The organism is Pseudomonas sp. MS15a(2019), from assembly GCF_013277805.1.
Classification (GTDB): Bacteria; Pseudomonadota; Gammaproteobacteria; order Pseudomonadales; family Pseudomonadaceae; genus Chryseomonas; species Chryseomonas benzopyrenica.
The window spans coordinates 204193-217797 of record NZ_VBTN01000005.1 but is presented as its reverse complement, the minus strand read 5'-3'; the positions used below and the strand labels follow the sequence as shown (position 1 = coordinate 217797).

The window sequence follows — 13605 nt, the reverse complement described above, 5'->3', positions numbered from 1 at the left end:
CCCCATGACCGATATCGCCTACAGCGCCGACCAGGACCGCATCGCCTGGGTCCGCCTGGCTTCCGTGTTCCTGCCACTGGCAACCCCCATCAGCGACGCCAAGGTGCTCACCGGCCGGCAGAAGCCGATGACCGAGATCGCCATCCTCTTCGTCGAGATCGAAACCCGCGACGGCCAGCGCGGCCTGGGCTTCAGCTATTCCAAGCGCGCCGGCGGCCCCGGCCAGTTCGCCCACGCCCATGAAATTGCCCCGGTGCTGCTCGACGAGAACCCCAGCGACATCCAGAAACTCTGGACCAAGCTCTGCTGGGCCGGCGCCTCGGTGGGTCGCAGCGGTCTCGCCACCCAGGCCATCGGTGCCTTCGACGTGGCCCTCTGGGACCTCAAGGCCCGTCGCGCCAACCTCTCCCTGGCACGCCTGCTGGGTGCCCAGCGCGACTCGGTGCGCTGCTACAACACCTCCGGCGGCTTCCTGCATACGCCGCTGGAGCAGTTGTTGGTGAATACCGATCGCTCCCGCGAAAAAGGCATTGGCGGCATCAAGCTCAAGGTCGGCCAGCCCGATTGCGCCCTGGACCTGGAGCGCGTCGCCCGCGTGCGCCGCCACCTGGGCGACAGCTTCCCGCTGATGGTCGACGCCAACCAGCAATGGGACCGACCCACCGCCCAGCGTATGTGCCGGCGCTTCGAGGAATTCAACCTGATCTGGATCGAGGAGCCGCTGGACTGCTACGACGCCGAGGGCCACGCCGCCCTGGCCGCGGCCTTCGACACCCCCATCGCCACCGGCGAGATGCTGACCAGCATCGCCGAGCACCAGGAATTCATCCGCCTGCGCGGTGCCGACTTCCTGATGCCCGACGCGCCACGGGTCGGTGGCATCACGCCCTTCCTCAAGGTGGCCGCCCTGGCCGAGCAGGCCGGCGTGATGCTGGCACCGCACTTCGCCATGGAATTGCACGTGCACCTTGCCGCCACCTATCCCACCGAGCCCTGGGTGGAACACTTCGAATGGCTGGAGCCGCTGTTCAACGAACGCCTGGAAACCCGTGACGGGCGGATGCAGGTACCGACCCGTCCGGGTCTCGGGCTGTCCCTGAGCGAGCGGGTACCCGGCTGGACGGCGCAGGAAGCGGAATTCGGCCGGCGCGCCTGACACCCGCTCTGGCACTCGAACTCCGCCGGGGTGTGGCACTCTATCCAGGCCAAGGCCTGGATAGAGAAATCCCATGTTCGGATCGCTGCGCAGTCGTCTGATTGCTCTGCTGCTGATGCTCGGCGGCATGGCCGTCGGGGTCGGCTGGCTGATGATCCTGCTCCTGCGCCAGTCGGAAAGCGCCCAGCTCGGCCAGGCCACCGTGGAAGTCGAGCAGGCCTGCCAGGCCATCGCCAGCAGCTACCGGTTCTACAGCAATGGCTGGTCCGGACCTACCGCTGGCCTCGTCGATCCGGCGCTGCAGCGCAGTCTCGCCGGCGTGGCCAGTGTCGCCCTGCTGCGCTATCGCGGCATGGCCGGTGGCCTCTGGCAGGAACAGGCCGGGCTCCTGGCCGATGCCAGTCCCTTCACCCTGACCGCCGCCGAACGCCAGCACCTGGCCGATCTCTCCGCCGCGACCCTGGCCGAGGCGCGCAGCCTGAGCGACAGCTTCAGCGCGGACGGCGCCACGGTGCTGGTCGCCGCCTGCCCGCTGTCCGGCCCCATCCCCGATCTCGCCGCCTGGACCCTGACCCGCCTGACCTTCGCCGAAGGCAGCGGCCAGCGCCAGCTGAAACTGGGCCTGGGTCTGCTGCTGCTGGCCATGCTCGCCGCCACCCTGCTGCTCGGCCGACTCACTTGGCAGTGGTCGCGGCATGTCGCCCGGGTCGAGCGCGATCTCGGCGCCAGTGCCAGCCATGACCTGCCCACCCTCGCCCTTACCGGCGAGCGCGAGCTGGATCGGGTGCTGACGGCGCTCAACCAGGCCGGCCAGCGCCTGGCCCAGGCCCGCAGCGAAGCCCAGCGGCTGACCACCCAGGTGCATGCCAGTGAGCGGCTGGCGGCCCTCGGTCGGGTGGCCGCCGGGGTCGCCCACGAGATCCGCAACCCGCTGGCCGCCATGCGCCTCAAGGCCGAGAACGCCCTGGTCGGCGACAGCGGCCGTCAGCAACGAGCGCTGGACGCCATCCTGCTGCAGATCACCCGGCTGGACAGCCTGCTGCGTCGCCTGCTGGACCTCACCCAGCCGCCGCAACTGCAACCGACCACCGTCGAGCTCCCGGCCTTTTGCCGCGAAGTGCTGGCCGGTCACGAAGACCAGGCGGTCCAACGTGGTATCCACCTGACCGCCAGGGTGGCCGTCGAGCAGGGCTGTTTCGATCGCGACGCCCTGGCGCGTGCCCTGGACAACCTGCTGCTCAACGCCCTCCAGGCCGCCCCGGCCGCCAGCGAGATTCGCCTCGACGCCAGCCGGCGCGGCGACTGGCTGGTGCTGGCGGTGGAAGACGCAGGCCAGGGACCGCCTGCCGAGTTGCGTGCCCAGCTCTTCGAGCCCTTCGTCACCGGTCGCCCCGAAGGCACAGGCCTCGGCCTGGCCCTGGTCCGCGAAACCGCCCGCGCCCATGGCGGCGAAGCGCGCCTGATCGAACCCTCCGTCCCCACTCGCTTCGAGATCCTCCTGCCATGCCAACCCTGCTGATCATCGACGACGACGCCGGTCTGCGCGACGCCCTGGCGGAAACCGCCGCGGACCAGGGCTACCGGGTGCTGCAGGCCGACGGGGGCGAAGCGGGCCTGCAGCGCCTGGCGCAGGAACCGGTGGACGCCGTGCTGCTCGACCTGCGCATGCCCGGGCTGGATGGCCTGGAGGTACTGGCGCGCATCCGCGCCCTCCCCGAGCCGCCGGCGGTCACGGTGCTGACCGCCTTCGCCAGCGCCGGCAATACCATCGAGGCCATGCGTCTCGGCGCCTTCGACCACCTCACCAAGCCCATCGGTCGCGATGACCTGATCCGGGTGCTGGCCGGCATGACCGCCCAGCGCGGTCCCGCTGCGGCGCCGCCGGCCACGGTCGAAGGCCACACCCTGGTGGGCGGCAGCGACGCCCTGCGCCAGGTGCAGAAGACCATCGGCCGCCTGGTGGACAGCGAGGCCACGGTGCTGGTCACCGGCGAGACTGGCACCGGCAAGGAACTGGTGGCCCGCGCCATCCACGAGCACGGCAAGCGACGCGGGGCGCCCTTCGTCGCAGTCAACTGCGCCGCCATCCCGCCGGACCTGCTGGAAAGCGAACTCTTCGGTCATGTGCGCGGCGCCTTCAGCGGGGCCACCGCCAATCGCCTAGGCGCCTTTCGCGAAGCCCAGGGCGGCACCCTCTTTCTCGACGAGATCGGCGACATGCCGCTGGCGATGCAGGCCAAGATCCTCCGCGCCCTGCAGGAACGCGAGGTGACCCCGGTGGGCGGCGCACCGGTACGCCTGGACGTGCGCTTGGTGGCGGCCACCCACCGCGACCTGGCCCAGCGCGTCGCCAGCGGCGACTTCCGCGAGGACCTCTTCTATCGCCTGCATGTGGTGCCCATCCACCTGCCGGCCCTGCGCGAGCGGCGTGCCGACATCCTGCCGCTGGCCGAGCACTTCCTCGCGCCCAGCGGTCGCGTCCTGGCGGACGATGCCGCCGCCCTGCTGCTGCGGCACCCCTGGCCGGGCAACGTGCGGGAATTGCGCAACGCCATCCAGCGCGCCGCGACCCTCGCGCAAGGCGAGCGCATCGTCGCCGCCGACCTGGCCTTCCTGCAGGGCGAGACCCCGGATGCGGTCACCATCGACGCCAGTTGGCCGGAGGAGACCCTGGCGGAAGCCACCGCGCGCCTGGAGCGGCTGCTGATCGAGCGGGCCCTGCAACGCAGCGGCGGCAATCGCGCCGAGGCGGCCCGCCGGCTGGGCATTCATCGCCAGCTGCTCTACACCAAACTGAGTCGACTGGGCCTGGGTGTCGGCGAAGAAGACAGCGGGATCTAGGCTGTCCGCTTTGCCGACAGGTCTGTCCGCCAACCGGACGCACTGCCTGGTCCGGATGGCCACTAGAAATCGCAAGCTATTGATTTAAATATAAAATAAATGTTGGCACAGGCCCTGCAATAGCCTAATCGTCAACCACCGCAGGAGTCATCCATGCCTACCAAGACCCAAACCCTCGTGATCGGGACCTTCGCCCTGCTGTCCGTCAGTGGCCTCGTCCTGGCACAGACCGCACCCGCCGGCAGCGCGGCCACCACCACCGCTGCCAGTGCCCAGATTCCCACCCAGCAGGGCCAGCTCAAGCAGTTCCTGCTCAATCCCCGGGGCGATATCGACGGCCTGATCCTGACCGACGGCACCGAGGTCAACACCCCGCCGCACCTGTCCGAGCAACTGGCCGCCACCTTCAAGCCAGGTGACAGCATCAACGTCGCCGGCCTGCGCGCCGCCAGCCTGCCGCTGGTCCAGGCGGTCTCGCTGACCAATGTCCAGACCGGCAAGACAGTCACCGACGAAGGCCCCGAGCGCAGCGGCAAACCGCGTCCGCCGCCGCCCCGTCCGGGCGCCGAACGCGATAACGACAGCCTCCAGGGCCAGATCGTCCAGCTGCTGCACGGTCCCCGTGGCGACGTGAACGGCGCCCTGCTGCAGGACGGCACCGCCCTGCGTCTACCGCCCCACGAAGCGCTGCGCCTGCAAGCCCTGCTCAAGCCCGGTCAGAGCATCGCCGCTCGCGGTGAGCTGGTGGCCAATGCCCAGGGCCGTGCCTTCCGGGTCAGCGCCCTCGGCGCCGATGCCAACTCGCTGCAGCCCCTGGACACCCCGCCGGCGCCCCGTGGCCCCGGTCGTCTGCCGCCACCCCCGCCCCCTGGCGTCCAGCCGGTCGCCCCGGGTGCCCAACCGCCGGCGCCGCCCGCTCCGCCGGCCGGCTGATCAGGCCAGCAGCCGCCGGGTCGCCTCGGCGATCCGGCGGCAGGCTTCCTCCAGCACCTCCCGCGAGGTGGCGTAGGAAACCCGGAAGTAAGGCGCCAGGCCAAAGGCCGAGCCTGGCACCACCGCCACCCCGCCCTCGTCCATGAGGTAGCGGGCAAAGGCCGTATCGCTGTCGATCACCTCCCCGTTCGGCGTCCGCCGACCCAAGACCCCCGCGCAACTGGCGTAGACATAGAAGGCCCCCTCGGGCCGCCGCGCCGACAGACCCGGCACCGCATTCAAGGCATCCACCACCAGATCCCGCCGCTCGCGAAACAGCTCGCAGCGCTCGCGCACGATGTCCTGCGGCCCATCCAGGGCGGCGATGGCCGCGGCCTGGCTGACCGAGCAGGGGCAGGAGGTCACCTGGCTCTGCACACTGGCCATGGCCTGGATCAGCGCCTTCGGTCCACCGGCGTAGCCCAGGCGCCAACCGGTCATGGCATAGGCCTTGGAGACGCCGTTGATGGTCAGGGTACGCTCTCGCAGCCGCGGCTCCAGCGCCGCCGGGGTGACGAAGCGAAAGCCGTCGTAGAGGATGTGTTCGTACATGTCGTCCACCATCAGCCAGACCTGCGGGTGGCGCAGCAGCACCTCCAGCAGCGGCCGATAGTGTTCCTCGCCATAGGCCGCCCCCGAAGGGTTGGACGGCGAGTTGAGCATCACCCAGCGGGTACGCGGGGTGATGGCCGCCTCCAGGGCCGCGGCGGTCAGGCGGAAGCCATCCTCCTCACGGCACGGCAGCACCACCGGCGTGCCGCCGAGGATGGTGACGATGTCCGCATAGGTCACCCAGAAGGGCGCGGGGATGATCACCTCGTCGCCCGCGTCCAGGGTCGCCATCATGGCATTGAAGATCACCTGCTTGGCGCCGGCCGAGGCGGTCACCTCGTCCTGGGCGAATACCAGGTCGTTCTCACGCGCGAACTTGCGGCGGATGGCCTCCTTGAGCGCCGGGCTGCCGTCGAGCACCGTGTACTTGGTCTGGCCGGCGCGGATGGCCTGGATCGCCGCTTCCTTGATGTGCTCCGGGGTATCGAAATCCGGCTCGCCCGCACCCAGCACCAGCAGATCGGCGCCCTGGCGGCGCAGGGCGTTGGCCCGCTCGGTGATCTTGAGGATCTCGGAGACGCCCACGGAGGCGAGGCAGTGGGCGAGGTGCAGGGTCGAATCGGCGGCCATGACAGGGCTCCAGGCAGAGATGAAAGCGGGTGCCGGCGGCGTCCGGCAGGGTCGTCTCGCACTATCGAACCGCCGCGGCCGGCCTTCAAACGCTATAAAGGACTCACTTCATTCCGCCGGGGCATGGTCTGCTACCGGCCCGGGCGCTAGAGTGGCGGCCATGTCCAATACCCGCTCTCCCCTCGCCGCCTACCGCCGGGCCCTGGCCCAGGGCGACCGCCTGCCCGATACCGCCCAGGAGACCGCCGCCCAGCAGCTGGAAGCCTGCCATGCGGCGCTGCTGGCGGGCCGCCCGGCACGCGGTCTCTATCTCTGGGGTCCGGTCGGCCGCGGCAAGACCTGGCTGCTGGACCTGTTCCACGCCAACCTGCCGGTGCCCGCCCGCCGCCAGCACTTCCATCACTTCATGCGCTGGGTGCACCAGCGCCAGTTCCAGCTCAGCGGCACCCGCGATCCCCTGCAGGTGCTGGCCCGGGAGCTGGCCGCCGAGGTGCGGGTGCTGTGCTTCGACGAACTCTTCGTCAGCGACATCGGCGACGCCATCCTGGTGGGCGGCCTGCTGCGCGCCCTGCTGGACCAGGGCCTGGTGCTGGTGGTCACCTCCAACCAGCCGCCGGAGCAGCTCTATGCCGACGGCTTCAATCGCGAGCGCCTGCTGCCCGCCATCGCCGCGCTGCAGGCGCAACTGGATGTGCTGGAGGTGGACGGCGGCCAGGATCACCGCCTGCATGAAGGCCAGGCCGAACCGCGCTATTGGGTGGACGATACCGCCGCGCTGGCCGCGACCTTCGCCCAGCTCACCGCCGGCCAAGCCGCGACCGATGAGCCCCTCGCCCTCGGCGAGCGCCTGTTGCCGGTTATCCAGCGTGCACCCGGCGCGATCTGGCTGGACTTCGCCACCCTCTGCCAGGGCGCCTGGGCGACCACCGACTACATCGATCTCTGTACTCGCTTCCCCGCCCTGCTGCTGGGCGGCGTGCCCTGCCTGTCTGGTGATCCCCGCGCAGGCCGGATCGCCCGCGGCACCGAAGACGGCGCGCAACGCGTCCTGGCCGGCGACCGCGAACTGCCGCGCCTGGCGCCCCAGGACGACGCCGTGCGCCGCTTCATCGCCCTGGTCGACGAAGCCTACGACCGCCGCCGCCCGCTCTACCTGAACGCCGCCGTGCCCCTGGCGCAGCTGTACACCCGCGGCTTTCTGAAATTCCCCTTCCGCCGCACCCTGAGTCGGCTCAGGGAGATGCAGCAGGCGCGGTACTAGGCGGACCTGAACGATCGCCCTGCGGCGACGAGGCACGCCACGGAGCGGCAGGGCCCCGTGTTAAGGTGGGACGTCCTTTCTCTTCACGAGGCCCGGTCATGACTCCGCGCATCGAACCCTTCTTCGACGCCACCACGTCCACCTTCACCTATGTGATCTATGAGGCGCCCGGCAGTCGCTGCGCCATCGTCGACTCGGTGCTGGACTACGATCCGCATTCGGGCCGGACTGCCACCCTCTCGGCGGATCGCGTCGCCCGCTTCGTGCGCGACCAGGGGCTGACCGTGGAGTGGCTGCTGGAGACCCATGCCCATGCTGACCACCTCTCCGCCGCGCCCTATCTGCGCCGGCAACTGGGCGGCCGCATCGCCATCGGCGAGGGCATCCGCCGGGTCCAGGGCGCCTTCAAGGACGTCTTCAACCTGGAAGCGGAATTCCGCCTCGACGGCTCCCAGTTCGACCACCTGTTCCAGCCCGACGAGGTCTTCCATATCGGTGCCCTGACCGCCCGCGCCTTGCACGTGCCCGGCCACACCCCGGCCGACATGGCCTATCAGGTGGAAGAAGACCATGTCTTCGTCGGCGATACCCTGTTCATGCCCGATGTCGGCTCGGCCCGTTGCGACTTTCCCGGTGGCAGCGCCCGCGACCTCTATCGCTCGATCCGCCGCCTGCTGACCCTGCCGGAGGCCACCCGTCTCTACCTGTGCCACGACTATCCGCCGGCGGGCCGCGAGGCACGCCACGAGACCACCGTGGGTGAAGAGCGTGCCCTCAACGTCCACGTCCGCGATGGGGTGGACGAAGACGCCTTCGTCGCCCTGCGCACCCGCCGCGACGCCACCCTGTCCATGCCGACGCTGATCCTGCCGGCGATCCAGGTGAACATCCGTGCCGGTACCCTGCCGCCGGCCGAGGCCAATGGCCGGCGCTACCTGAAGATTCCCATCGACGGTTTCTAGCGCAGGCGCCATCCGTCGTACAAGCCAATAGCCACAGGAGTTGGACGCAGCGACACCGCTGCGTCCAGGCTTTTCCGGGCGGGGCACACCTGGCGCACCTTGCAACCCAGCGGCCAGGTTGGACAGGCCTTCGGCCAAAGCTAGATACGGTCCAGACAGTGGCGCCTGGCCAGCGACCGCCCATCCTCCGACCGGGAAACCTTGCCGCGTTCGCCCCTCCATACCAAGGCAGGCAATGCGTTCTGCACTACATTCCCACGAGAGGTAGAGCGACCATGACCACCAAGCAATCGAATTCCAATCCAGGCAACTTCGCCAATGATCGCGAGAAAGCCGCCGAAGCCGGCAGCAAGGGCGGTCAGAACAGCGGCGGCAGTTTCGCCAATGACCGCGAGAAAGCGTCCGAGGCCGGTCGCAAGGGCGGTCAGAACAGTGGTGGCGGCCAGCGGTAACCCGGCGTCATTCAGACCATGACCAAGGGCAGGATCATCCTGCCCTTTCTGCCCTTCCTACCTTTCACCTCTCGTTACTTCGCTCCGGGCTCGGGTATCACCGAGATCTGCCCATTCTTCTCCAGCACCGCGAAGCGGATCTGCTCCAGCCGCTCCAGCCCCTGACTCTGCCGCGCCGCTTCGAGGATGTCCTCTTCGGTCAGGCGGGCCTTGCGCAGCCGCGCGGTCAACGGCTTGCCGTACTCCACCACGATCAGCGGCACGCCATCGAGAAAGCGCCCCACCTTGGGTGAGCGCTCCTTGAACAACGAAAGCAGGATGTCGATCAGCACCAGGGTGGCGATCACCACGAAGGCGTTGATCACCGAAAAATCATCCCCCAACAGCGCCTGCTGGGTCGCCTCGCCGATCACCAGCAGCAGGACGAAATCGAAAGTGGTGATCTCCGACAGCGCCCGGCGCCCGGTGATGCGAAAGAGCACCAGCAAGAAGACGTAGATCGCGGCGGCGCGCAGGACGGATTCCATGACAGTTCCTAGGGATAGACGAAGGCAGAGAGTTCCAGGGGTGGCTGGCCGGGTCGCAGGATGCGCCAGTCGACCGTGCCCAAAGCATCCGGACGCAGCGCCAGGTGCACGCGATTCGACCCCGTACCGCCGGCCAGTTCCAACCAGAGCACCCCGTCGCTGCTGGTCATGCGCAGGGGCTGCGGATAGAGAGCTTCCACCGTCCAGTCGGCCACCAGGCGTTCGTCGAGGCCGACGCGGTTGACGCCGGGCGCGAGTTCCAGGGTCAGGGTCGCCGCTGCCCCGCGGCGCTGGAAACGCTCGTAGTCGACCCTGAGCTGGCCATCGTCGCTGATCCGGGTCGCCTTGGCCCAGGGCCCGCCACTGGCGAACAACCCGGCCAGGGCCAGCGCCACGAACATGGCCAGCAGTACCCAGCCCAGCCGCTCGCAGCGCCAGATCCAGCGTTGCAGGCCCGGCTCCTCGCGGATCGGCAAGCGCTTCTCCAAGGGTGACGCCATGACGGTTGCTCCGGAATGCGATAGCCCTTGGAGCCTGACCGGAGGTCGCCGGTTCGACCGCTTCGCCCGCCCCCTGGGGCATACTGCGTGCCCCTTTTTCCCTGGAGTCCTGTCGATGCCCGTCTGGTGGCTGCTCGTCCTGCCCTTCATCGCCGGTGCCTGCCTGCCGCTGCAGGCCGGCATCAACGGTCAGCTGGCCCGGCACCTCGGCAGTGTCTTCGCCGCGGCGTCCATTTCCTTCATGGTCGGTCTTGTCGCCCTGCTGGGCCTGACGCTCTGGCAGCGTGGCGTGCCCACCCTGGGTGCGCTGCGCGAACTGCACTGGTGGCATTGGTGCGGCGGCCTGCTGGGCATGTTCTTTATCGCCATGGCCGCCTTCGCCGGTCCGCGCATCGGCGCCACCCTGTTCATGGCGCTGGTGATCGCCGGACAGCTGGCCATGTCGCTGAGCCTGGATCACTTCGGCTGGGCCGGCTTTCGCCAGGATCCGGTCACCCTCGGCAAGCTGGCCGGCGTGGTGCTGATCGGCGCCGGCGTCTGGTGCATCGCCCGGGCCTAGGTCTAGTAGAGGTCGCGACGGTAGCGTTCTTCGTCGATCAGCCGCTGGACCTCGGCCTCGCCAAGCAGCACGTCCAGGGTGGCCTGGACGCTGCGCCCCAGCCCCGGCAGGCTGCCGCAGACCATGATCACGGCATCGGCCGCCAGCCAGTCCAGCAGCCGCGTGCGCTGCGCCCGTAGGCGGTCCTGCACGTGGCCATCGCCGTCCCGCGAGAACACCCGGTCCAGCCGTTCCAGTTCGCCTCGCGCCTGCCAGCGATCCAGTTCCGCCCCATAGAAATCGTCGTGGGCCGCCGTGCGTTCGCCGAACAGCAGCCAGTTGCGCCGGTAGCCGGCGGCGATACGCGCAGCCAGCAGCGGGCGCACCCCGGCCAGTCCGGTACCGGCGGCGATCAGGATCAGCGGACGCGGGTCCAGCGGTGGTCTGAAGCCGGGATGGACGCGGAGTCGCGCCTGCACCTGAGCGCCCGGCCGCAGCGCCGTGGTCAGCCAGCCGGAGGCGATGCCCAGGCGACCATCCGCCTTGCGCTGCTGGCGCACCAGCAATCGCAGCGCACCTTCGTCGGGCAGCGCGGCAATGGAGTACTGGCGCACGGCGAGCGGTATCAGAGCGTCGAGCAGCGCCTGGGGGTCTAGGCCCGCCAGCGCGGCCTGGTCTTCCGGCAGCAGGCGGGTGTCCAGGACCGCGGCGAGGGTCTGGCTGATGCCGTCGAGATCCACCACGCTGTCCGCGGCCAGTCCCAGGGGCGACAACCAGGCCGCCACGCGCTCGGCGCCCTGGCAGGGGGCGATCTCGAGGATATCGCCGGGTGCCCAGCTACTCCCGGGCGGTGGCGACAGCCGCAACTCGAAGACCGCTCCGCCGGGGCTGCCGGTATTGAGCGGCTGCACCGCTAGCAGCGGCCAGGGCTGCAGCGGCTGCTCGACCGCTGGTTCGCCGGCCACGGCGCCCAGGGCCTGGAGCCGACCCTGCCAGAGCGCGAGCGCCTGAGCGTCGCCATTGTCCACCTCCACCGGGGCGAACAGCGGCCGCGCGCCCTGTCCGGCGAGCCAGGCATCCAGCCGCCGGGCGAAGGCGCAATAGGCCGGGTAGCGGCGATCGCCCAGGGCCAGCATCCCGAAGGTCAGGTTCGGCAACGCCGCCACCTGGGTCAGCAGGCGGCGCTCGAAGCCGCGCGCGGTATCCGGTGCCTCGCCGTCGCCGTGGGTGGCGACGACGAACAGCGCCTGGGAGGCCTGCTGCAGGCGCTCGACCGAGAGCCGCCCGAGCGCGACCACCTCGGCGCTGAGTCCCGCCGCCTGCAACTGGCCGGCGGCCTGCCAGGCCAGCGCCTCGCCCTGGCCGCTCTGGCTGGCATAGCCGATCAGCCAGTCGGCGGCGCCCGCTACGGCTGGTGTCAGGCCGCGGCGGGCCTGGCGTGCCTGGCGGCGCTTGCGGCGGCGATCCAGATAGAGCCAGAGGCCGGTCACCATGAACAGCGGCATGGCCAGGCTGGCGAGCAGCAGGGCCACCCGTCCGGCCAGGCCGAAGTATTCGCCCGAATGCAGGGCATAGACGCTGAGCAGCAGGCGAGCGCCCAGCGGCTGCTCGCCATAGCGGCGGTGATCGAGCACCCGCCCCGCGCCGTCGAAGACGATGCGATTGAGGGCGCGGACATGCTCGGCCTCGTCGGGCAGGTACCAGAGGGTCGGCTGGCTGACCTTGCGCGCCGGATTGGGCAGCAGCAGGCCATAGCCCTCGACCTGCCCGCCGGTCTCCTGCCGAAAGCTCTGCCAGAGTGCATCCAGGTCCACGTCCTGGCGCGCCACCACGCCGGCGATCCGGGGCTCCGGCGCCGCGCCCAGCAATCGCTCGCTGGCCTGGCGGTACCAGTCATAGGACCAATAGAGACCGGTCAGGGCCGCCAGTAGATAGACCAGCAGGCACCAGGTGCCGGCCACGGCGTGCAGGTCCCAGTGAAAACTGCGCCCCCGGCGCGCCCAATCGAGGGTCAGCCAGGTGCGCCAGCGCCTTGCCTGGCGCGGCCAGCGCAGGTAGAGGCCGGACAGGCAGAGCACCAGCAGGATCAGGGTGGCGGCGCCGGTCAGGGCCTTGCCCACCGGTCCCAGGGCCAGGGAGCGGTGCAGGTCAAGGATCAGGCGAAAGAACGCCTGGCCACGGGGCGACGTCAGCACCTCGCCGGTGTAGCGATCGAACAGCTGCACCTCGCCACGGCCCTGACCCTTCGCCGGTGCCAGACCGAGCAGGCCGTAGCCCTCCCCCACCATGCTGGAAACGAAGCTCAACTCCCGATCTGCAGGCACGAGACGCTGCCGCACCTCCGGCAGCGTCAGCGGACGCTGGTCCGGAGCGGCGGTGGTCGATGGCGGATTGAGCAGTTGCAAGAGCTCCAGCTGGAAGCTGTAGAGCGCCCCCGTCACCCCCAGCACCACCAGCACCAGGCCCGCTGCCAGCCCGAGCAGGCTGTGCAGCTGGAAGAGGCCCCTGCGGATCAGGGCTGAGCCCATTGTCGCAAGAGGTTGTGATAGACGCCGGTCAGTTGCAGGCAGGCCTCATGGCCCTGCCCCAGCTCGGCGGCCGCCCGCTGGATGCCCTGGTCGAGTTCGAACAGCTGACTGCGCTGACCGGCATCGCGCACCAGGCTCTGGATCCAGAAGAAGGAACACAGCCGCGCGCCTCGGGTGACCGGCAGCACCCGGTGCAGGCTGCTGGCCGGATAGAGGATCAGGTCGCCGGCCGCCAGTTTGACGCTGTGGGCGCCATAGGTATCTTCCACCACCAGCTCGCCGCCGTCGTACGTGTCCGGCTCGCACAGGAACAGCGTGGCCGACAGGTCGGTACGCAGATAGCCGCTGCCATCCGGCAGGGCCCGTAGCGCATTGTCCACGTGCAGCCCGAAGGACTGGCCGCCCTGATAAAGATTGAACAGCGGCGGAAACACCCGCGCCGGCAGCGCCGCGGCGACGAACAGCGGATGCCGCGCCAACGCCTGCTGGATCAGTTCACCCACCACCCGCGCCGCCGGCTCATCCGCCGGCAGCTGCAGATTGTCCTTGGCCATGGCCGACTGGAAACCGGCGGTGTGCTTGCCATCGGCCCAGGCCGCCGCCTCCAGCCGCTGGCGGCACTCCCTTACCTGCTCGGGCGTCAGCACGCCCGGAACGCTGATCATCATTGGCGCTGTTCTCCTCAA

The 13605-nt window shown here is 69.6% G+C and carries 13 protein-coding genes; 8 read left to right on the top strand and 5 right to left on the bottom strand.

Annotated elements, in window-relative coordinates:
* Window positions 1-4: 4 nt before the first annotated feature.
* The 4 genes from FEZ61_RS09790 to FEZ61_RS09775 all read left to right on the top strand — a co-directional run bounded on the left by FEZ61_RS09790 (window position 5) and on the right by FEZ61_RS09775 (window position 4930).
* The gene (locus FEZ61_RS09790; protein ID WP_064307326.1) at window positions 5-1156 is read left to right on the top strand and encodes a mandelate racemase/muconate lactonizing enzyme family protein; all 1152 of its coding nucleotides are present in this window, start codon (window positions 5-7) and stop codon (window positions 1154-1156) included.
* Between the two features lie 73 nt (window positions 1157-1229).
* Entirely contained in the window at window positions 1230-2675 is a 1446-nt protein-coding gene (locus tag FEZ61_RS09785) for an ATP-binding protein (protein ID WP_173148452.1), read from the top strand.
* Complete coding sequence (locus FEZ61_RS09780) at window positions 2660-3997, top strand: sigma-54 dependent transcriptional regulator (RefSeq protein ID WP_173148450.1); 1338 nt, start codon at window positions 2660-2662, stop codon at window positions 3995-3997. The genes FEZ61_RS09785 and FEZ61_RS09780 overlap by 16 nt, the downstream gene beginning before the upstream one ends.
* Window positions 3998-4150: 153 nt before the next feature.
* Entirely contained in the window at window positions 4151-4930 is a 780-nt protein-coding gene (locus tag FEZ61_RS09775) for a hypothetical protein (RefSeq protein WP_173148448.1), read from the top strand.
* Here FEZ61_RS09775 and FEZ61_RS09770 read toward each other — a convergent pair whose 3' ends face one another.
* Window positions 4931-6151: a pyridoxal phosphate-dependent aminotransferase gene (locus FEZ61_RS09770; protein ID WP_064308524.1), complete on the bottom strand. Its 1221-nt coding sequence runs from the start codon at window positions 6149-6151 to the stop codon at window positions 4931-4933.
* Between the two features lie 160 nt (window positions 6152-6311).
* Here FEZ61_RS09770 and zapE point away from each other — a divergent pair, with 160 nt between their 5' ends.
* From zapE to FEZ61_RS09755, 3 genes are all read left to right on the top strand, one after another.
* The gene (gene zapE / locus FEZ61_RS09765) at window positions 6312-7412 is read left to right on the top strand and encodes a cell division protein ZapE (protein ID WP_173148446.1); all 1101 of its coding nucleotides are present in this window, start codon (window positions 6312-6314) and stop codon (window positions 7410-7412) included.
* 98 nt (window positions 7413-7510) lie between these two features.
* The gene (locus tag FEZ61_RS09760; protein WP_173148444.1) at window positions 7511-8374 is read left to right on the top strand and encodes an MBL fold metallo-hydrolase; all 864 of its coding nucleotides are present in this window, start codon (window positions 7511-7513) and stop codon (window positions 8372-8374) included.
* A gap of 275 nt (window positions 8375-8649) precedes the next feature.
* Window positions 8650-8826, top strand: a complete 177-nt coding sequence (locus tag FEZ61_RS09755; protein WP_017642479.1) for a general stress protein — start codon at window positions 8650-8652, stop codon at window positions 8824-8826.
* Window positions 8827-8900: 74 nt separating this feature from the next.
* Here FEZ61_RS09755 and FEZ61_RS09750 read toward each other — a convergent pair whose 3' ends face one another.
* Together FEZ61_RS09750 and FEZ61_RS09745 are read right to left on the bottom strand one after the other, a co-directional pair.
* A complete protein-coding gene (locus FEZ61_RS09750) occupies window positions 8901-9353 on the bottom strand; it encodes a YetF domain-containing protein (RefSeq protein WP_017642480.1) in 453 nt (150 codons plus the stop codon).
* 8 nt (window positions 9354-9361) lie between these two features.
* Window positions 9362-9853: a hypothetical protein gene (locus FEZ61_RS09745; protein WP_017642481.1), complete on the bottom strand. Its 492-nt coding sequence runs from the start codon at window positions 9851-9853 to the stop codon at window positions 9362-9364.
* A 109-nt stretch (window positions 9854-9962) separates the two neighbouring features.
* On the opposite strand from FEZ61_RS09745, the gene FEZ61_RS09740 reads away from it, so the two are divergent.
* Entirely contained in the window at window positions 9963-10412 is a 450-nt protein-coding gene (locus FEZ61_RS09740) for a DMT family transporter (RefSeq protein ID WP_242455133.1), read from the top strand.
* A 2-nt stretch (window positions 10413-10414) separates the two neighbouring features.
* Here FEZ61_RS09740 and FEZ61_RS09735 read toward each other — a convergent pair whose 3' ends face one another.
* Window positions 10415-12919, bottom strand: coding sequence for a sulfite reductase flavoprotein subunit alpha (locus FEZ61_RS09735; protein ID WP_173148440.1), 2505 nt, complete (start codon window positions 12917-12919; stop codon window positions 10415-10417).
* Window positions 12904-13587, bottom strand: a complete 684-nt coding sequence (locus tag FEZ61_RS09730) for a Fe2+-dependent dioxygenase (protein ID WP_173148438.1) — start codon at window positions 13585-13587, stop codon at window positions 12904-12906. The genes FEZ61_RS09735 and FEZ61_RS09730 overlap by 16 nt, the downstream gene beginning before the upstream one ends.
* Window positions 13588-13605: the final 18 nt, after the last annotated feature.